This window comes from Asaia sp. VD9 (assembly GCF_037150015.1).
Lineage (GTDB): Bacteria > Pseudomonadota > Alphaproteobacteria > Acetobacterales > Acetobacteraceae > Asaia.
On record NZ_JBBCQM010000008.1, the window covers coordinates 17,597 to 36,534 of the forward strand.

17 protein-coding genes are annotated in these 18,938 nt (G+C 60.3%); 11 read left to right on the forward strand and 6 right to left on the reverse strand.

Annotated features, from left to right (window positions below; genetic code table 11):
• Positions 1-38: 38 nt before the first annotated feature.
• Together guaD and WFJ47_RS10790 are read right to left on the reverse strand one after the other, a co-directional pair.
• Positions 39-1,364 (reverse strand): guanine deaminase, encoded by a 1,326-nt coding sequence (guaD, locus tag WFJ47_RS10785; protein WP_127103028.1) that lies wholly within the window; start codon positions 1,362-1,364, stop codon positions 39-41.
• Entirely contained in the window at positions 1,361-3,466 is a 2,106-nt protein-coding gene (locus tag WFJ47_RS10790; protein ID WP_408868653.1) for an FUSC family protein, read from the reverse strand. Before WFJ47_RS10790 ends, guaD begins: the two co-directional genes overlap by 4 nt.
• Positions 3,467-4,810: 1,344 nt before the next feature.
• Here WFJ47_RS10790 and WFJ47_RS10795 point away from each other — a divergent pair.
• The 3 genes from WFJ47_RS10795 (at position 4,811) to WFJ47_RS10805 (ending at position 6,701) form a co-directional block, all read left to right on the forward strand.
• Positions 4,811-5,302, forward strand: coding sequence for a MucR family transcriptional regulator (locus WFJ47_RS10795; protein ID WP_127103027.1), 492 nt, complete (start codon positions 4,811-4,813; stop codon positions 5,300-5,302).
• Between the two features lie 87 nt (positions 5,303-5,389).
• Entirely contained in the window at positions 5,390-6,334 is a 945-nt protein-coding gene (gene sppA / locus WFJ47_RS10800) for a signal peptide peptidase SppA (protein WP_336762939.1), read from the forward strand.
• A 70-nt stretch (positions 6,335-6,404) separates the two neighbouring features.
• Positions 6,405-6,701, forward strand: coding sequence for an integration host factor subunit beta (locus WFJ47_RS10805; protein WP_336762940.1), 297 nt, complete (start codon positions 6,405-6,407; stop codon positions 6,699-6,701).
• Positions 6,702-6,728: 27 nt separating this feature from the next.
• Here the strand turns inward: WFJ47_RS10805 and WFJ47_RS10810 are convergent, their stop codons facing one another.
• Together WFJ47_RS10810 and trxB are read right to left on the reverse strand one after the other, a co-directional pair.
• The gene (locus WFJ47_RS10810; protein WP_127103024.1) at positions 6,729-7,619 is read right to left on the reverse strand and encodes a LysR family transcriptional regulator; all 891 of its coding nucleotides are present in this window, start codon (positions 7,617-7,619) and stop codon (positions 6,729-6,731) included.
• 173 nt (positions 7,620-7,792) lie between these two features.
• Positions 7,793-8,749 carry a thioredoxin-disulfide reductase gene (gene trxB / locus WFJ47_RS10815; protein ID WP_233582163.1) on the reverse strand — a complete coding sequence of 319 codons (957 nt, stop codon included), beginning with the start codon at positions 8,747-8,749 and terminating at the stop codon, positions 7,793-7,795.
• A gap of 152 nt (positions 8,750-8,901) precedes the next feature.
• On the opposite strand from trxB, the gene WFJ47_RS10820 reads away from it, so the two are divergent.
• The 4 genes from WFJ47_RS10820 (at position 8,902) to WFJ47_RS10835 (ending at position 14,372) form a co-directional block, all read left to right on the forward strand.
• Complete coding sequence (locus WFJ47_RS10820) at positions 8,902-9,471, forward strand: Lrp/AsnC family transcriptional regulator (protein ID WP_127103022.1); 570 nt, start codon at positions 8,902-8,904, stop codon at positions 9,469-9,471.
• Positions 9,468-10,559: a glycosyltransferase family 2 protein gene (locus tag WFJ47_RS10825; protein WP_127103021.1), complete on the forward strand. Its 1,092-nt coding sequence runs from the start codon at positions 9,468-9,470 to the stop codon at positions 10,557-10,559. Before WFJ47_RS10820 ends, WFJ47_RS10825 begins: the two co-directional genes overlap by 4 nt.
• The gene (locus WFJ47_RS10830; protein WP_408868649.1) at positions 10,528-11,988 is read left to right on the forward strand and encodes an ArnT family glycosyltransferase; all 1,461 of its coding nucleotides are present in this window, start codon (positions 10,528-10,530) and stop codon (positions 11,986-11,988) included. Before WFJ47_RS10825 ends, WFJ47_RS10830 begins: the two co-directional genes overlap by 32 nt.
• Positions 11,989-12,212: 224 nt before the next feature.
• Positions 12,213-14,372, forward strand: coding sequence for a prolyl oligopeptidase family serine peptidase (locus tag WFJ47_RS10835; RefSeq protein ID WP_336762945.1), 2,160 nt, complete (start codon positions 12,213-12,215; stop codon positions 14,370-14,372).
• 147 nt (positions 14,373-14,519) lie between these two features.
• Here WFJ47_RS10835 and rpsU read toward each other — a convergent pair whose 3' ends face one another.
• Entirely contained in the window at positions 14,520-14,723 is a 204-nt protein-coding gene (gene rpsU / locus WFJ47_RS10840) for a 30S ribosomal protein S21 (protein WP_007283570.1), read from the reverse strand.
• Between the two features lie 221 nt (positions 14,724-14,944).
• On the opposite strand from rpsU, the gene def reads away from it, so the two are divergent.
• From def to WFJ47_RS10860, 4 genes are read left to right on the forward strand one after another with little or no spacing between them, the layout of a single operon-like run.
• A complete protein-coding gene (gene def / locus WFJ47_RS10845) occupies positions 14,945-15,475 on the forward strand; it encodes a peptide deformylase (RefSeq protein WP_336762947.1) in 531 nt (176 codons plus the stop codon).
• 2 nt (positions 15,476-15,477) lie between these two features.
• Positions 15,478-15,960, forward strand: a complete 483-nt coding sequence (locus WFJ47_RS10850) for a MarR family transcriptional regulator (RefSeq protein WP_336762949.1) — start codon at positions 15,478-15,480, stop codon at positions 15,958-15,960.
• Entirely contained in the window at positions 15,957-16,646 is a 690-nt protein-coding gene (locus tag WFJ47_RS10855) for a response regulator (protein ID WP_336762951.1), read from the forward strand. The genes WFJ47_RS10850 and WFJ47_RS10855 overlap by 4 nt, the downstream gene beginning before the upstream one ends.
• 8 nt (positions 16,647-16,654) lie before the next feature.
• The gene (locus WFJ47_RS10860) at positions 16,655-18,001 is read left to right on the forward strand and encodes an ATP-binding protein (RefSeq protein WP_336762953.1); all 1,347 of its coding nucleotides are present in this window, start codon (positions 16,655-16,657) and stop codon (positions 17,999-18,001) included.
• Positions 18,002-18,263: 262 nt separating this feature from the next.
• Here the strand turns inward: WFJ47_RS10860 and WFJ47_RS10865 are convergent, their stop codons facing one another.
• Positions 18,264-18,836 carry an outer membrane protein assembly factor BamE gene (locus WFJ47_RS10865; protein WP_127103017.1) on the reverse strand — a complete coding sequence of 191 codons (573 nt, stop codon included), beginning with the start codon at positions 18,834-18,836 and terminating at the stop codon, positions 18,264-18,266.
• Positions 18,837-18,938: the final 102 nt, after the last annotated feature.

Genomic DNA, 18,938 nt, shown 5'->3' on the forward strand with positions numbered 1-18,938 from the left:
CGTGCCCCGGGCGCGCCGGTTGAGGGCAGCGAGAGAAATCAGCCTGCGGAGACGGATCTGTGACGCTCGCCCATGACATAGGTTGCGGCGATCGCCCGGTCATCACCGAGCATCGAAAGCGCGAAGAGAAGATCCGAGGCGTTCTCGGCCCGCTCACTGCGCTGACGCAGGATCGGGGTTGCCATGGGATCGAGCACGCAGAGATCCGCCTCGATACCCGGCTCGAGCTGGCCGATCAGCGCATCGAGCCCGAGGGCTCTGGCGGCGCCCGTCGTCGCGAGCCAGTAGGATTGAACCGGATGCAGGCTGGTTCCATGTGCCTGTGCCGCCGTGTACGCGTCGTTCATGACGCGCAGCATCGAAAGGCTGTTGCCACCGCCAATATCCGTGCCAAGGGCGACATGAACGGGTCGATCGCGCTTGACGGCATCCAGAAGACGAAAGGCTCCGCTGCCAAGAAAGGCATTCGAAGTGGGGCAATGGGCGAGCGTGCACCCTGAATGGGCGCAGCGGGTGAGATCCTGCTCGGTCACGTGGACAGCGTGGCCAAATATACTTCTGGGGCGGACGAGTCCTGCCTTGTCGTACACGTCCAGATAGCTGCGCCTATGGGGAAAGAGCGCACGCACCCAGAGCTCCTCCTGCACAGTCTCGAGAAGATGCGTCTGCATGAAGAGATCGGGTGCGGTGTCGAGCAGGGCGCCTGCCAGTTCAAGCTGTTCCTCCGTGCTGGTAGGAGCAAAACGTGGGGTGACGGCGTAGTGGGCGCGGCCCTTGCCATGCCATTTCTCGATCAACGCGTGGGACTGGTCGTACCCGCTCCGAGCCGTGTCGCGCAGATAATCCGGTGCGTTGCGGTCCATCAGCACCTTCCCCGCGATCATGCGTGTATTGCGCGACCGGGACTCGGTGAAGAACGCCTCGACCGATTCCGGATGGACCGTGCAATAGACGGCGGCTGTCGTGGTGCCTTGGGTCAGCAGCGTATCCAGGAACATCGAGGCCACCCGGTGGGCATAGGCGGGCTCGGCAAACCGGTGCTCCTCGGGGAAAACGTAGCGTTCGAGCCAGGAAAGCAATTGTTCGCCATAGGAGGCGATGACACCGAATTGCGGATAATGCACATGGGCGTCGATGAATCCCGGTCCGATCAGGCAGGCGCCGTGATCGATGACCGTCATGTCGGGAGGTAACGTCCTGCGCAGCGTCTCCCAGGCGCCGATAGCGGCGATGCGCCCTTTCTCGATCACGACCACGCTGCCTGGTTCGGCCCTGAGGGCCTCCTCAGGGGGCATCTCGAACGGGTTGCCTACGAAGCGCAAGGTGGTGCCGCGCAGGGCAAGAGAGGGCAGAATGCGCGTCATCGCAGCGTTTCCAGAACTGTATGGCTGGTGAATTTATGGGTTTCGTCGAGGAAGGCCGCATTGGCGACGAGTTCATCGCGGATCACCACCAGATAGGAGATGCCACGGATGAGCTCAAGTCGCGTGACCAGATCCGTCTCGGTGCGATCGAGTGCGCGTAGCCGGCGTACGGCTGCTGCGGCGATGCGGGCGGGTCGGTCATGTCTGTCACGGGTATATTCCATGCGGTCCAGCAGCAATTCGATGGGACGACGCGCCGTAACGGGCAGGTGCTCGCGATCAAGCAATGTGCGGAGTCGGATGGCGTTGAGCCCGATCGTCATCACTGCCAGCGTGCCCTGCAGATAGCTCTCGACGATGGGCAGGGGAGACGGGCCGGCATGGCGTATCAGGCGCGCAAAACGGTCGATATTGCGACCGATCCACTGGCGCGTTTCGGGGGCCTTGCGCAGGTGGCACAGCGCGCGCAACTCGTCCAGCATCTGACGGCGCAATCTCAGGCGCTCCGATTGGGGGTTGAATGGCAGGAAGGTGTGAAACACCAGCACGGCGGCTGAGGCGGCCATGACTGTGGCCGTTGCGCCGTTATAGAAAGCGATCTCATCAAGACGGTGATGGTTCTGTACCCCCACCATACTGGGCATGAGCAGCCCGTAGGCCGCGGCTGCACCCGCTGTGGCGGCGTTGACCCGGGCGAGGCCGCCTATGAACATGGCCGGTCCAAAGGCCATGATGAACATCTCATAGGTGTCGAATTTCGGGACGAAGATGAAGGTCAGGATACCTCCGGCCACCACGGACCAGAGCGTTCCCTTGAGGAAGGTGGTCGTTCCGAGAACCGGATTTTCCTGCGTGGCGAAGAGCCCGCAGATCAGCGCTGTCATCGAGATGAAGCCTGTTCCGTTGGGCCAGGCCGTGACCTCCCAGACCAGGGCTGTGAACAAGACGGCGGCCATCACGCGCAGACCGTTATTGATCGCGTTGCGCGGGTCGTGGTGGGACTGAAGCTTGAAATGGAAGCGGTCGCCCGGGATCAGATGGGTGCTGGCGTCATATTCGATGATTGCGATTTCCAGGTCATTCAGCAATTCGCCCAGCGCCACATGCAGCACGCGTTCATCGACCGGACCAAGCTCGACAACCGGCTCCTGATCGGATCGGACGAAGGGGGCTGCATGGATCCGGCATTCCTCGATGAGCAAGTGCAACTCACCCAGAATCGACTGTATGGGCTCGCGCCCGGTCAGGCGCGACTCGAGACTGCGCAGAAAGGTCTGGGCATGGTGGGACGTCTCGCGGAAACTGCCATGGCTGTGGGCAAGCGCGGCCAGTCGTGCCGCCATGCCAAAACCGCGCGAAAGGAGAATGGACACGGCCGCCAGCGCGGCGCGGGCGTGATCGCCCTCGTGGCCATGAGGACCCATTTCGATCTCGGCGAATTCGATCTCGCTGTTCAGACGCAGAATGGTGGCGAAAAGCTCGCGCGCCTTGCGCGGCGTTGTCGCTGCGTCCGACAGAATATCGGCGATCGAAAGCGACACCAGAGAGAGCGCGGTCTGCAGCTTGTTGCGCACGGCCTGTCTGGCGTGACGTTCCTGACTGGTGGCGAAGACGAGCCCCATCCCAGCCTCGCAGAGCACGCCCAGGGCGATATAGGTCGAGCGTGAGACCGCGATCATGAACACGTTCTCCGGGTCATAGACCGCGCCCATCGCGATGATGGCGCAGGTATAGCCGGAGAGTACGAGGGCATAGGACCTGAAATTACTGACGAACGTGGCGATACCGGCGCAAAGCCCCATCCAGAGCGCCAGGGTCAGGAAAAAGAGCAGGGGCTGCTGCGGAAAGACTGTGAACAGCCCGATGGCAGCGACGGCGCCAATCACGGTGCCCACGATACGCCAGCGCGCCTTAGAAAGGCTCTCTCCACGCGTCCCCTGGGCGACCGCCCATACCGTCATGGTGGCCCAGATCGGACTGTCGAGTTCCATCCACATGGCGATGCCGAGAGCGAGCAGCGCCGCAATTGTATTGCGCAGCGCAAATTCGACCGCCTGGGGCGACGGAGCATAAAGCCACGCCCATTTCTCCCGACGCGGCATGAACGCGAGGCGCCCGGCAGGCTGGAGTGGCAGGCTGAACAGATGGGAGAGGGAACGCCAGACGGGCACGAGCGGGATTTACACCGTTGCAGAAGGCCGAAAAGAGCCGGGGCCGAGTATGATGGCAGTCGGGCTACTGCAAGAAAAGCGCCCAGGCCACTGTGCGAACTTAACATTCAGTAAGGCCAGGCCTTCGGTCGGATCTGAAGGCGCCTTGTGCTGTAGCCAAACGCCAGATCAGAGCGCGTTGGGGTGAAGCGAAAGCATGGGGTCGACAGAGCCGGGCCAACGTCGCCGCTCAAGCTCAGTCGCCGCATCGTCATGCACGGTCATCTTCACAGGCTGTCTCAGGGAGGGCGTCAGGGGCGATCCTTGCAAGGACGCGCACGCGATAGCATGGGGGGAGTCGCCTCCTGGTTAGGTGAGGCGCCAGGCGCGCATCGCGCTGATTCTCATATCGAGCTCCGTCCGGCTGAAAGGAATTGGGCGTCCAGTTTCCTGGGGCGCCGTCTTCGCGCGAGGCATGCTCCCTGGGTGAAGCATGGTCATGGAACTTCAAGTAATCTGAGATGACGATCGCGAGCCCGGGGAGGGCGGCCAGATACAGAAATGGCAGCGTATCAATACTTCCTCGCACATGTTCAGCGGCGTTGGGCCGCGCCCTGAGAGGGGGCATTTTGGAGGAATTTCACGCAAATTCTGACCGTGGAGACAAGGTTGATGCCGCTATTGCTGATTCCAACCACGCTGCGGCGGATCGGTAGTTATAAAGAAAGCTTCTGTTAAAGGTCTGTTCACTCAATGAAATCGATCCAATCAACAATGTAGCCATAAAGAGCGGCTATGATCCTCGCCAGGACCCGATCATGAAAACCCGTGATAACCGAGTCGGAACAATTGTTACCAAACCGGTGACAGAGAGGGCTGGGGGAATGAGGTCTTGCCGCTATCAACGAACACCACGACGCAGGGTGTCGATATCGGATGTTTTCAAAAGGAAATCGTGAGGCTAATCTATAGCGCCGGGAAAAATTTTGTAATCTGACGACATGGAGAGAAAATCAACTCGTGCGCCGCGCGATTTAGTAGAAATTTTACAATCGATAACTATTGTATTTTCACGGGTTTTGACGAAGTGTTCTGAAAATTACACAGGTCTTCATCCGGTAGAGGCATTAAATTCTTGCTGGAAAGGGCAAAAAGTCGTGAATTCGAGAGGTCTTTAACGACAAACGAGTCAGATTGTCAAAACAATGGAAGAAAACGTTAAACCTATTTACCTCACAAAAGTGATGGTATAAAAGAGCCAGTTAAAAGAGTTAAACTTCAACAAAGAGAAAATAAATGTCAGAATCTGAAACCAATGTGGCCCTTCTCGAACTGACCGCCCAGATCGTTTCCTCTCACGTTGCCAATAACCCGATGACGGGCGAAGACCTGCCCGGCATGATCAAGCAAGTATACAATGCGCTTCAGGGCGCAGGTCAGGCCGAGCCGGAGCCCGAGCGTCCCCAGCCTGCCGTGCCGATCAAGCGTTCGGTTTTCCCGGACTACATCGTCTGCCTTGAAGACGGTAAGAAGCTGAAGATGCTGAAGCGCCACCTGCAGAGCGCTTACGGCATGACGCCGGAGCAGTATCGTGAGCGCTGGGGTCTTCCGAGCGACTACCCGCTCGTGGCTCCCAACTATGCAGAGCGTCGTTCGCATCTTGCTCGCGAAATCGGCTTGGGTCGCAAGATCAACGCCAGTGCTGACAGCGCGCCTCGCGCAACCACCGAAGAATCCGCCGAGGGTGAAGAGCGTCCCGCCCGCCGCGGTCGGGCAAAAAAGGCGTAATCACGCTTTTAACCTGTAGACGAGACAGAAAAGGCAACTCATCCTGTGATGAGTTGCCTTTTTTATTTGCAGGAGCTGAATCGGGTCATGGCAGAGAATCTCGAGCCGCAGGGTGATTTGCGCCTGGTCTACGCGCAGCAGCGCCGCCGTCTTCTGCTTTGGCGTGGCATTGCAATCGCAGCGTTGATCGTGACCTGCGGGGTTCTGTTCGCCCCGCGCCACGCCGGTCCGCCTGCGGATGCGATCGCACGGTTCGAAATCAAGGGAATCATCAGCGATCGGGTGAAGCCGCAGCTTGATGCCATCGCCCGGGCCGGGAGGGATCCTCATATCAAGGGTCTGCTTCTGGTCATCGATAGCCCGGGTGGCGGTGTGACAGGCGGGGTCGCGATTCACGACGCTATCGCTGCTTTTGCCGCGCGCAAGCCTGTTGCGGTCTCGATGCAGGGCGTCGCGGCGTCGGCAGGCTACATGATTGCAGTTCCTGCCCAGCGCGTTTTTGCCTATCCTTCCACCATCACGGGCTCAATTGGGGTTATCATGGTGCGCCCGGATGCATCGGCCCTGCTCGGTCGTATCGGTGTCACAACGGACACCATCACCTCTGGCCCCATGAAGGATCAGTCTCAGCCTTTCGTGGCGCTGAAGCCGGAGGGGCGGGTGATGTTGCAAGGAATCGTCGATGATCTGTTCGATCAGTTCGTTACAATGGTTTCGAAAGGGCGCCATCGTTCCGTAGACGAGATTCGCCAGCTGGCCGATGGCCGACCCTATACCGGTCGTCAGGCGGTACCACTGCATCTGATCGATCAGATCGGCAATGAGGAGCAGGCGACGCAGTGGCTCAAGACCCAGATTGCCAACGGCAAGGACCTCCCGGTGCGTGAGCTGCCTCTGCGCAAGTCGGATAAATTCTTCTGGGAACGCGTCTATCACAAATTCGGCGGAGACTGGTCCGGCGTGACCGAGGCGATTGAACAGATCACAGCCTATCAGAAACTTGACGGTGCGGTCGCGATTTTGCCACGGTAACCGTCCCGATCCGATACGGGCGGGCCGGAATCGCCCTGCCTACAGATTTCGCGAGCGTACAGAGTTTATCATGACCAAATCAGAACTTATCGCCGAATTGTCGGCAGCGCATCCTCATCTGAGCGCCCGCGATATCGAACTGATCGTCCACACCATTCTGTCGGAAATCTCCTCAGCGCTTGCCAGAGGTGATCGGGTGGAGATACGCGGTTTCGGTGCTTTTGTGGTGAAGCGGCGTGATGCGCGTCAGGGTCGTAACCCCAGGACAGGTACGACCGTTTCCGTCGGTGAGAAGACGATACCGTTCTTCAAGGCGGGCAAGGAGTTGCGCGAGCGCGTGAACCACCAGGGCCGCAAGAACGCCTGATGCACAGCTTTGCCCCTGAGGGTCGTCTCAGGGCTTGGTCGGGTGAATCTCGCTCAGCAGGAAATCGCGCAGGACGGTGATGCGCTTGGACATCTTGAGCTCCTCCGGATAGACGAAGAAGGCTTCGACGGTCGGCACGGGCTCATGGGGCAGGATACGTACCAACTCTGGATGTGCCTGTGCGAGATAGGTGGGGAGTGAGCCTATGCCCGCACCATGCGCAATAGCGGTCGCAATCGCTGGAAAGCTGTTGATCTCGAGCTTGTTGCGCAGTGAGCCATGTGTCTGGCGACGCACCAGATCCAGCAGCCAGAAGGCGTCTGGCAATGGCGGGGAAAGTCCGGCAAATCCAACCAGGTGGTGCTGTGCCAGATCGGCAATGCTCAAGGGCATCCCATGCTGGTCCAGATAGGCCTGGCTGGAATAAATGGGCATCGGAAAATTAGCGAGGTGACGCTGGATCAGATCGGCCTGCCTGGGCGGATGCATGCGGATGGCGACGTCGGCCTCTCTCATGCCGAGATCGAGATCCGTATCCTCCATGATCAGGCTGACCTCGATATCCGGATGGAGTGCGAGGAAGCGCTGTAGCCTCGGCGCCAGCCATCCGAGACCGAAACCCGAAGTCGTGGTGATTTTGAGCTCGCCCTTCGCCTTGACCTTGCTCTCGCTCAGATAGGCTTGGGTCAGCGACAGCTTCGAGAAGACTTCCCGCACCGTATGATTGAGTGTCTCACCCTGCTCGGTCAGGATGAGACCGCGTGCATGACGGTGGAAGAGCGGCACATTCAGTGTTTCTTCCAGCGCGGAAATCTGTCGGGAAACGGCGGACTGGCTCAGATTGAGTCGATCTCCGGCATGGGTAAACGACCCCGCCTCGGCAACGGCATGGAAGATTCGCAGTTTGTCCCAGTCCATGCGGCTTTCCTAGAGCTCGTCTTCGACCGCGCGAAAATGGGGCATCGCATGATCGGTATCCTGCGCTGTTCCATGCGGTCATGCAATCTTGATCACTCTGACTTGGCAGCATTCCACGGCGCTGCCAAGTCATTTTATGCGGGGGATCTTACGCAGAAATAACGATCTTTGACTCAGGAAAGTCCAGCCAGTAGATGCTCGGCCTCGAGCGCTGCCATACAACCGGTGCCAGCCGCGGTAATAGCCTGTCTGAATTTCTTGTCCTGCACGTCGCCTGCCGCGAATACGCCCGGCACGGAGGTCTGAGTGCTTCCTGGTACGGTGATGATATAGCCCTCGGGATCACAGGCAATGGTGTCGCGAAACGGTGCCGTGTTGGGGCTGTGGCCAATGGCCACGAAGACGCCGTCTACAGCCAGTTCCTGCTCCGCCCCTGACTGCGTGTCGCGCAGTCGAACGCCGCAGACGGTTTCCGGCTTGCCCGCACCCAGGATTTCCTCAACTGCATGGTTCCACAAGACGGTGATCTTGGGATTGGCGAAAAGACGATCCTGCAGGATGCGCTCGGCACGCAGTGTGTCCCGTCGATGGATAAGCGTGACATGGTCGGCATGGTGGGTCAGGTACAGTGCCTCTTCCACCGCCGTATTCCCGCCGCCAATCACGGCAACCTTCTTCCCGCGATAGAAGAACCCGTCGCACGTGGCACAGGCCGAAACGCCGCCGCTCTGCAGGCGGGCCTCGGAGGGAAGGCCAAGCCATTTCGCCTGGGCGCCCGTGGCGATCACGACGGTCCGCGCGAAATATCGTGCGCCCGAATCCGCAGTCAGAGTGAAATACCCATCGTCGGTCTTCTGATCGAGGCGGCATTCCGTGATCAGGTCATAATGCATCTCGGTGCCGACATGCTCGGCCTGAAGGCGCATCTGCTCGACCAGCCACGGACCCTGAACGGGCTCTGCAAATCCCGGATAATTCTCGACATCGGTGGTGATCGTCAGTTGTCCACCCGGCTGAAGCCCCGCCACGAGAATCGGCTTGAGATTGGCACGCGCCGCATAGATGGCGGCTGTGTAGCCCGCAGGCCCGGCACCGATGACGAGCAGATCGGTCTTGAAACTCTGGGTCACTGATTGGGTCCTCGATCGGGGTCCGAAGCCGCTAGCGTCGGACCGATATGACATGACAAGTGTGAAGAGACATGGCTCTTGGTTCAGGATGCAGATATAGGTGATGCAGCGCGCCTGCCAACCGACTAGTTTTGACCGACCCCACGGTGACGATGACTGACCACGACCCAGACGACCATATTCCCCATCATCATGCGTCGAGAGGCGATTCGCCTCTGGGGAGTTCCTCTTCCGCATCATCCTCAGGTCAGACGGGTGGCGGGATCGTCGATCTGGACTCGATCGACCGGCAGATCGTCGCTGAATTGCAGCGCGACGGCCGCATGACCAATGTCGAGCTGGCCCGCCGGACCGGAATCTCCGCGCCGCCCTGTCTGCGCCGTGTGAGAAGGCTGGAGGAGATCGGGGTCATTGAGGGCTATCATGCCGATGTCGACGCCTCACGCCTGGGCTGGTCACTCACCTTTTTCGCCCTGATCGGGCTGGAAAGCCAGAAAGGCAGCGTGCTCGAGGCCTTCGAGGCTGAAGTTGCCGACTGGGCAGAAGTGCGCGAGTGCCACATGATCCGTGGCGGCGGCGATTTTCTCGTACGTCTTGTTGCCCGTGATGCAGCCCATCAGAATTACCTGACCAAACGCCTGACCGATCTGGATCATGTCGTGCGGGTGCAGACATTGCAGACCATACGCACCAGTCTGAACAGGGCCGGTGTTCCCGTATGAGCCTCCCGCTTCCCGCGGATCTGACACTCGTCATTCCCTGTTACAACGAAGCAGATAACGTACGCCCCCTGATCGAGGCAGTACGCCGCGCGCTCGGGTCGCTACGCTGGGAAATTGTTTTCGTCGATGACGATTCCCCAGATGGCACCTCGCGTGCTGTCGAACAGGCTGCCCAGCACGATTCACGCGTTCGTTTGATCCGGCGTGTGGGGCGTCGCGGCCTTTCTTCAGCCGTGATCGAAGGGGCCCTGTCCTCCACTGCGCCAGTCATTGCTGTCATGGACGGCGATTTGCAGCATGACGAGGGTATCCTGCGTGATCTCGTCATGCCGCTGCTTGAGGATCGGGCTGATATCGCCGTGGCCAGCCGCCATGTCGAAGGGGGGGATAGCAGCGGTCTCGCCAATCAATGGCGTCATATGCTCTCCCAAGCCGGGATCAAGCTGGCACAATCGATCCTGCCAATGCCGCTTTCTGACCCGATGAGCGGCTTTTTTGCCATGCGCCGTGCCCGGTTCGAACAGGCGGTTCCCCGACTGACCGGGACCGGGTTCAAGATCCTGCTCGAGGTAGTGTTGTCCGTGCCCCGCGACACACGCTTGATCGAAGTGCCATTCGTGTTTCGCCCGCGCGTTGCGGGTGAGAGCAAGCTCAGCCCGCTGGTGATGGTGCAGTTTCTGGGCATGCTCATCGAGCGTGGTTGTGGGGGCTGGCTGCCCACGCGCTTCATCATCTTTGCAGCGGTTGGCCTGATTGGCATTGCGGTCAATCTTGTGGTTTCGGAATTGGCGCGTTTCGCAGGCGCCGATTTTGCGACCGGGCAGATTATCGGAACGGCCTGCGCCATACTCGCCAATTTCCAGCTCAACAACCGCATCACCTATCTGGATCGTCCGCTGCGCGGCAAACGCTGGCTGCCCGGATTATGTATCTTTGTGGTTGGCGCAGCGATCGGAGCAATTGGTAACATCGGTGTCGCGCAGCTCCTTTACGATACTCACGGCCATTGGAGTCATGCCAGTGCGGCGGGAGCCGTGATTGGTGTGGTATGGAATTATGCGATTGCTTCAACACTCGTCTGGCGCTGATACGTTCTCCTTCTGGCGGGTTGAGGGAAGCGCCGCCACACGCTTGTTCTGGGCGCTTCTGGCCGTACTAACCCTGCTGCGTCTGGTTCTTGCCGCGCGGCTCGGCGTCACGCCCGATGAGGCGTATTACTGGACCTGGTCGCAGCATCTTCAGCCCGGCTATCTCGATCATCCGCCCATGATCGCTGCATGGATTCGCATAGGCACCTATCTATGCGGTCAGAATGCTTTGGGTATCAGGTTGCTTGGTCCGGTCTCCGCTTTTCTGGGGTCCGCCGTGCTGGTTCGCGCCGGTCGCGACCTGCTCGGAAGTCGCGCCGCCGGTTATCGTGCGGCGTTGCTGCTCAATGCGACGTTGATGCTAGGACTTGGCGCGGCAACAGCCACGCCCGATACGCCTCTCGTCTTTTTCCTGACGCTGGCCCTCTGGGCTCTGGGGCGGCTTCACGTCACCGGACGAGGACTCTGGTGGGGGGCAATCGGTCTGTTTTTCGGCCTCGCCTTCGACAGTAAATACACGGCCGTTCTGCCTGCTTTCGGCTGCGGCCTGTGGGCACTCTTCACCCCAGGCATCAGGAGGCAGTGGGGTAGCGTGTTGGCGGGCGTGGTGGTGGGCCTTGCGGCAATTCTGCCTGTGGTGTTTTGGAACGCGACTCATCATTGGGCGAGTTTCCTCAAGCAAGGGGGGAGAACAGGGGATTGGCACCCTCTCCGGGCGCTCAATTTTCTCGGCGAGCTCGCCGGGGGGCAGATCGGCCTCGCGACGCCGCTAGTTTTCCTGCTCTTTTGTCTCGGGGTCATCTGGTGTGTGCGGCGCGCGCGTATGGAGAGTGTCCCCCGGCTGCTGGCCTGTCTTTGCCTCGTGCCGGTCATCGTGTTTGTTCAGCATGCCTTCGGGGGGCGGGTTCAGGCCAATTGGCCGGTGGTGCTCTATCCCGCGGCCGCTCTGGCTGCCGCTGCAACAGCGCGCAGCATCGGCGTGGCATGCGCGCTTGGTCTGACTCTGACCGCGCTCGTGACGCTTCAAGGTATTTTCTCCCCACTCAGGCTTTCGGCCCATCACGACGTGATTGCCCGCCAGGCAGCTGACTGGTCGGGTTTGACAGCGCGCGTACGCGACGCCCTGCCGCCGGGCCGCGCCCTGGTGGTGGGAGATTATGCACTGGCTGCGATCATGACCTATCATGACCCAGCGCATCCGGTATTCAGCTACGACCGACGCTGGGCGTATCTGGATCGGTCCCAACAGTCTCCAGGCCCGACGATGCTGCTGCTTCGGGAGAGTGAGAAGCCTGATCTCCCGAGCTCGTGGCTGGGCGGGGAGGTCACAAGACATCTCTGCCGGATGCTGAGGGGGGAACCGATGATCTGCTACAGGCTGATTACGCTCAGTCTACCCGCCCACGTCACCCTGTACCGGCTCCCCTGAAAGCGGCAGGAGCGCCGCCTGATTGAGCCCTTGCATGGCAGAGAAAGCGCGTACAGCAGGCCATGCTCCGCACCACGCCGGTTACAGTAGTGTCGCATCAGTATCCAGGCGCGCGGTAGCGCGCTTCGTGCCGTCGTTGTTGGACAATTTCCGTAAGCCGGGCTGGTTCCCCTCAGTCAGTGCGTGTTCTAGGCTCGCGAGATCATCCAACGGAGGGACACGCCATGAGGCGCTTATTATTGGCGATGACATTGCTCGTTTGCTCGTCACTTCCGGTCGTTACGGTCCCGCTCATGATGCCCGTGACTGCGCTGGCCGCTCCAGGGCCGTCAGTGGCAGCCCTGGCCGTGCCACCTCGTGCGGTGCTCGAACAGGTCGAGGGACAGCAGGCCCTCGATTGGGTGAGGGCGCAGAACAGCCGCAGTGCCAATGTCCTGCAAGCCGACAAGCGCTATCAGAAATTCTACGATGATGTGCTGAGCGTCGAACAGGCACCAGGCCGCCTGCCACTGCCGGATCAGGCGGGTGGGCGCTTGTGGAATTTCTGGCAGGATGCCGCGCATCCCAAGGGAATCTGGCGTGTCACGACTGACGCCTCCTTCGCTCAGTCTGCACCGGACTGGAAGACCGCCATCGATCTTGATGCGCTCTCGAAGCAGGAAAAGCGCGATTGGGTGTTTCAGGGAGCCGATTGCCTTGAGCCCGAGGCGAAGCGTTGCCTCGTCGCCTTGTCTCTCTCCGGCGAGGATGCGGCGTTTTATCGTGAGTTCGACACGACCACGAACAGCTTCGTCACCGACGGCTTCGATTTGCCGCGCTCCAAGCAGCGCGTGGCCTGGCTCGATCTGGATACCTTGCTGGTTTCACGCGACTGGGGGGAGGGCAGCCTGACGCGCTCTGGCTATCCTTTCAGCGTGAGGCTGGTCAAACGCGGCCAGCCTCTCGCTGCGGCTAAGGAGATTTTCCGAGGCGAGGAGGGCGATATGATCGTCGAGCCTCAGGTGCTGCATGATGAGGCCGGACGCAAGATTGCGATCATCCAACGCAATCTCGATTTCTTCCGGAGTGAATACCGGATCTATGACCCGGAGACCGGCAAGCTGAGGCAGATTGCCCTCCCTCAGAAGATCGGCTTCCTAGGATACTATTCTGGCAAGCTGATCCTGCGTCTCGATCAGGACTGGAATGCCGGCAGGCATTTTGTGCGCGGCAGTATCGTGGCGGTCGACCCATTCGCTTCAGGCAAGACGCCCTCCCTTGTTTTCACACCCAAGACGAGCGAGACAACGACGGATATCGGCGTCACCTCAAAGGGGGTGATCGCGGTCGTATATACGGATGTGCAGCCATCCTTGCGGCTCTATACCCCGACCGGAAAGGATGGGAGCTGGCATGAGGCCTATTTCATCCTGCCCCGCATGAGCTCCGCCTCATTGCAATCCGCTTCCTCCTCCGCGAGTCACGCTTATCTCGAGGTCGAGGGCTATATCGTCCCGCCAGAGCTCTGGAGTTTCGACGCTGCTGCGGCGAAGGCGCTCAAGGTGAAGACGACGCCCGCCCTGTTCGACGCCAAAGGGTTGCGAACCGAACAGTTCTGGGTCAAGTCGAGCGATGGCGTCAATATCCCCTATTTCGTCACGCACCGCCGTGACTGGAAGATGAACGACCACAACCCGGTGCTCTTCACGGCTTATGGCGGATTCGATCTCTCATATCTGCCGACTTATTATGCTGATATCGGCAAGACCTGGCTTGAACGCGGCGGCGTCTACGTTGTGGGCAATATACGCGGAGGCGGTGAGTACGGTCCTGCATGGCATGAGGCGGGAATGAAATCGGGGCGTCAACACGCCTATGATGACTTCGCAGCCATCGGGCGTGATCTTGCCGCGCGCCATATCGCCGACAAGGATCATCTGGGGATACGGGGACGTTCCAATGGCGGGCTGCTGATGGGGGTCGAGTTCACCCAGCATCCCGAGCTTTGGAAGGCCGTCATCATTGGGGTGCCGCTGCTCGATATGGAAAATTTCGAGACCATGGCAGCCGGCGCTTCATGGGCGGCCGAGTACGGCCATATGGCCATACCTTCCGAACGCGCGTTTCTGCAGAAGATATCGCCCCTGCAGAACCTGAAAAAGGATGGGACCTACCCCGTGCCGTTCATTTTCACCTCGACCAAGGATGATCGTGTCGGGCCGGTTCACGCACGTCTGTTCGCCGCGCGTCTCGCTGAACTGGGCAAGGATTTCTATTATTACGAGGATACCGAGGGCGGCCATGCCGGTACGGTTAATGCCCGCGAAATCGCCCATGAGCGTGCGCTCGAAGCGGTTTATCTGTCGCAGAGCCTGATGGATCAGGACGCTGCGATGACGCACTGACGGCATCGCGCTTTAGATGCCAGCGGGTGAGGGGGCGTATCCTCTCACCCGGATTTCACGTCGGGGAGTATCAGAGCTGACTCCTGCAGGCACAAAAAAACCGCCGTGAAGACGGCGGTTGTTCTGTTTGCCGGTTCGGCAGGCTGATCAGAAGCCTTCACGCTCCAGGCGCTTACGCTCCATCTTGCGTGCACGACGAACCGCTTCGGCGGCCTCGCGAGCGCGACGCTCGGAGGGCTTCTCGAAGTGGCGACGCAGCTTCATCTCGCGGAAAACGCCTTCGCGCTGCATCTTTTTCTTGAGCGCCTTGAGCGCCTGATCAACATTGTTGTCACGAACCAGAACCTGCACGGGTCTGCCATCTCCTGTCCGACCATGGAAATCATGGTCTGTTTGTAAATGCGATGCCAGGAACGCGATACCGATGGCAGAGCGTTCCAGAGAGGTCGCCGCCTTAGCACAGGTTTTCGAGGGGACACAAACGGTTTGAGCAGTATCGCCCGAAATTTATTCATGTCACGATGCAGGCCAGCACGGGAACTTTTCCCCAAGGGTAAGGACTGGATCAGGTAATGGCGTTGCTGAAGATCGCGCGTATGGGGCATCCGGTACTGCTCCAGAAGGCGCAACCGGTTGAAGACGTTCATTCTTTGACCATAAGGCAGCTCGTCTCCGATATGATCGAAACGATGCTTGATTCGCGGGGGGCCGGGTTGGCTGCGCCTCAGGTTCACAAATCCTTGCGTTTGTTCGTTTACCACGTGCCAGAGCCGCGCTGTATGGCGGGCGAGGCGCCGATTCCGCCGCGTGTGCTGATCAATCCTGAAATCACGCCTCTGGACGATGCAGTCATGGAATGTACGGAGGGCTGCCTCTCGTTGCCGCTCCTGCGCGGTGTGGTGACACGTCATGCCGCCGTGGCTTACAAGGGGCTCGACCTGGACGGCACGGTGATCAGCGGCGAGGCGCGGGGCTTTCATGCCAATGTCCTGCAGCATGAATACGACCATCTCGAAGGTATTCTCTACACCATGCGCATGACCGATTTCGCGAGCTTCGGCTACGCTGAGGAATTCGCCATTCCGCGCGACAGCGAGGGGTGAGCATGTCGGGCCTGCGTGTACAGCGCGATGCGCCGGGTCAGGCGCATCTCTATCTTCGTGAAGAACAGATACGCCTGACCTATGAGGCCATGCTGCTGGCGTGGCGCGAACTGAGTGCGCTCTGCGACCCGTTTCAGCGCGACCAGCAACTGGGATCGGCCCATCACCGTGTGATGTTTCTGGTCTCGACCCATCAAGGACTGACCATGAGCGCGCTGCTGAGGCGTCTCAACATCACCAAGCAGAGCCTGAACCGGGTTCTGCAGGACCTCATGGCGCGCGGCCTGCTGGAGCAGCGCCCCGATGAGCGTGACAAGAGGCTCAAGCATCTGCACCTCACGCCTCAGGGCGCGGCGATCGAAGAAGAGATTTTCGCCGCGTTGCGCGATCGCATGACGTCGGCCTACAGGGCTGCGGGCGGTCAGGCCGTTGAAGGGTTCAGACGTGTGCTGGCAACATTGCAGGGGGAGGGAGAGACGCCATGACTCAACCGCATGTGCTTGTGGTGGATGATGATGCGCGCTTGTTGCGCCTTTTGCAGCGCTTCCTGTCCGAGCACGGTTTCCGGATCACCACGGCGATGGACGCCGAATCCGCGCGCAAGATCCTGTCCGTGACCCAGCCCGACGCGATGGTGGCCGACATCACCATGCCGGGCGAGGATGGGTTGAGCCTGACGCGCTGGCTGCGCGAAAAGGGGCAAGTCTGGCCCATCATCCTGCTCACAGCCCGTGGCGAACCGGCGGATCGGATCATCGGGCTGGAATCGGGCGCGGATGATTATCTGGGCAAGCCCTTCGAACCACGCGAATTGCTGCTCAGGCTTCAGAGCCATCTGCGGCGTCATGTGCCTCGCCCCACCGGGGCCCCGCGGATCCTCAGGCTCGGGAAGCTGGAATTCGATACGGGCCGTGGTCTCCTGACGGGACCGGAGGGGATCGTGCACCTGACAAGCGGCGAGGCGGCGCTTCTGGGCGTGCTGACACGGTCCCCTGGCGAAATTTTATCACGTGAGGCCATTGCCGAGGCGCTTGGCATGGATGAGATCGGTGAGCGGGCCGTCGATGTGCAGGTGACCCGTCTGCGCCGGAGGATCGAGCCCGATCAGAAAGAGCCCCGCTTTCTGCAGACCGTGCGTGGCAAGGGCTATGTGCTGAAGCCCGGGAGCTGAATTCCGTCATGCAGGCCGCACGGACGATGGAGCGTCTGATACGCAGGCTGCTCCCGCGCTCCTTTCAGGGGCGATCGCTGCTGATCGTGCTCATGCCCCTCCTGATTACGCAGATCGTGGCGCTTCAGCTGTTTTATGGGAATTATCTCAATGTCGTTTCGCGCCGTCTCGCCGATAGTGTGGTGGCCGATCTCGCCCTGATCAAGGACTCGATCGAGCATCAGCCCACGTCACAGGACTGGATCATCGCGCAGGCGCGATGGCGTATGCAACTCGACATCACCTTCCATCCCGGACAGAAATTCGTGCCGCGCCGCATGCCTTTCGTTCTCGGTCCTATGGACGAGGATCTGATGAGCGCGGTGCAGCGTATCTTCAATGCACCCTGTCAGATCGACTGGAACGCCACACGTCAGAGCGTGAGACTGGAAATTCCGTTGGGCGACGGGGTGCTGGATGTGATCGTGCCGCGCAAGCGCCTCGATGTGGGGCCGATCTGGCTGTTTGTCGCCTGGGAGGTTGGGAGTGCCATTCTCCTTTTCATCGTCGCCGGGTTGTTTGTCGGGCGGCAGGTGCGCGCGGTGCGTCGTCTCGCCAAGGCGGCCGAAAATTTCGGGCTTGGACGTGATGACGGTCCGATCCAGCCTCAGGGTGCACTCGAGATCCGCAAGGCGGCCCTGGCCTTCAATCGCATGCAGGCGCGCGTGAACCGCTTCGTGACGCAGCGTACGGCCGTTCTGGCGGGCGTATCGCATGACCTGCGCACGCCACTGACCCGCCTGCGCCTGACACTGGCCATGATGCCTGTGGAGGGAGCGATCGAAGCCCAGGAACTGCGCCCTGATATCGAGGACATGGTGGCGGATATTGCTGAGATGGAACGACTGATCGGCAGCTATCTCTCCTTCGCACGGGGGGAGGGCGAGGAAGATCCCGTTCCCACCGATTTGCTGGCCATACTGCGCGATGTGGCGGCGGCAACGACCCGAGCCGGAGGGGAGGTGCTGGCCATTCACGCCGAGCAGAGTCTGATCGTGCCGGTCCGTCCTGATGCCATGCGGCGCGTCCTGATCAATCTGGCAGAGAATGCGCGCCGGCATGGAGGCCGTATGACATTTTCTCTGCGTCAGACCGGCCGCATGATCGAGATAACCATTGACGATGATGGTCCCGGCATCGCCCAGTCACGGCGCAAGGATGTATTTCGCGCTTTCAGCAGCACTTCCGGCCCTGAAGGGGGAAGCGGGCTAGGCCTGACCATCGCCCGTGACATCATGGCCGCGCATGGTGGCAGCGTGGTTTTGCGTAACAGTCCACTGGGCGGCTTGCGCGTGATGCTCAAGCTGCCGCGCTGAAACGCAGAGCGGGGCACAGCGGCACTACGTACCCATCGAAGTCCCGTCCAAAGCGTGACGTTACCGTCTCTTTCACTCAGCGAACGCTAAAGATCTCCCTCCGCCTCGACGAAGCGCTGGGACGTAACCTTTGGTGAAGATCCCTTGAGCGGCAGTTGGTGTGCCTGGAACGGAAACGGGCTCGATCCTGAGACCGGGCCCGTCCGAAAAGGGTTGCGCCAAAAAACATGGCCATGGGACCGTTTCCTGGCCCCTGGAGATATCAGGGAACCGAGTTACCCGTACCGCCATGACCCGTGCCCACACCGGCGCCCAGCGGCCCCTGCGTGCCGCCAAAGGTGCTGCCCATGTTGCTCATCGGGTTGTAGCGACCGACATTGCCCAGCAGCTGCTGCAGGACATTGATCTTGGTGCCCGGTGTGGGGGTGGTTTCACCGACCATACCGACATTGTAGCCATTCTTGCGATGCAGCGTGTCCATACGACGCAGAACGCCGCCATTATCGAAGGCGAGCACCAGGACATTCTGCTTCGTGACCCGCGGGAAGCCGAGTGGCTGCGGCACGGTCACCATCGAGATGTAGATCCAGGTATTGTCATCGAACGTGGCATGGGCCGTGGGCGAGCCCAGCAGATCGGTCACGTCATTGCGCGTGCTGGTTCCGGGCACGAGTTGGGAATAATCGTCTTTCTCGATCAGCGAACCGCGATTCTGGGGAATCGGGCTGAAAACGGAACAGCCGGCCAGAGCGAGCGGCGCGATGCAGAGCAGGGCGCGCGCAAAACCCGCATGCGATTGCTGCCGCGGGGCGGTCTTCTTGGAGGCGCTCTTCATGGCGGGCTATGTCGTCCTGCAGTGATCGAAACAGATTCGTAAGATGGTCGTGCTGCGATGGAAACGATGTTTCATCAGCGTCGCAAGACGATCAGACTCTTC

Bases quoted from the DNA above. Each gene is read 5' to 3' on its own strand.
- guaD (WP_127103028.1), bottom strand. From the start codon at position 1,364: ATGACGCGCATTCTGCCCTCTCTTGCCCTGCGCGGCACCACCTTGCGC.
- WFJ47_RS10790 (WP_408868653.1), bottom strand. From the start codon at position 3,466: ATGCCGCGTCGGGAGAAATGGGCGTGGCTTTATGCTCCGTCGCCCCAG.
- WFJ47_RS10795 (WP_127103027.1), top strand. From the start codon at position 4,811: ATGTCAGAATCTGAAACCAATGTGGCCCTTCTCGAACTGACCGCCCAG.
- sppA (WP_336762939.1), top strand. From the start codon at position 5,390: ATGGCAGAGAATCTCGAGCCGCAGGGTGATTTGCGCCTGGTCTACGCG.
- WFJ47_RS10805 (WP_336762940.1), top strand. From the start codon at position 6,405: ATGACCAAATCAGAACTTATCGCCGAATTGTCGGCAGCGCATCCTCAT.
- WFJ47_RS10810 (WP_127103024.1), bottom strand. From the start codon at position 7,619: ATGGACTGGGACAAACTGCGAATCTTCCATGCCGTTGCCGAGGCGGGG.
- WFJ47_RS10820 (WP_127103022.1), top strand. From the start codon at position 8,902: ATGACTGACCACGACCCAGACGACCATATTCCCCATCATCATGCGTCG.
- WFJ47_RS10825 (WP_127103021.1), top strand. From the start codon at position 9,468: ATGAGCCTCCCGCTTCCCGCGGATCTGACACTCGTCATTCCCTGTTAC.
- WFJ47_RS10830 (WP_408868649.1), top strand. From the start codon at position 10,528: ATGCGATTGCTTCAACACTCGTCTGGCGCTGATACGTTCTCCTTCTGG.
- WFJ47_RS10835 (WP_336762945.1), top strand. From the start codon at position 12,213: ATGAGGCGCTTATTATTGGCGATGACATTGCTCGTTTGCTCGTCACTT.
- def (WP_336762947.1), top strand. From the start codon at position 14,945: ATGGCGTTGCTGAAGATCGCGCGTATGGGGCATCCGGTACTGCTCCAG.
- WFJ47_RS10850 (WP_336762949.1), top strand. From the start codon at position 15,478: ATGTCGGGCCTGCGTGTACAGCGCGATGCGCCGGGTCAGGCGCATCTC.
- WFJ47_RS10855 (WP_336762951.1), top strand. From the start codon at position 15,957: ATGACTCAACCGCATGTGCTTGTGGTGGATGATGATGCGCGCTTGTTG.
- WFJ47_RS10860 (WP_336762953.1), top strand. From the start codon at position 16,655: ATGCAGGCCGCACGGACGATGGAGCGTCTGATACGCAGGCTGCTCCCG.
- WFJ47_RS10865 (WP_127103017.1), bottom strand. From the start codon at position 18,836: ATGAAGAGCGCCTCCAAGAAGACCGCCCCGCGGCAGCAATCGCATGCG.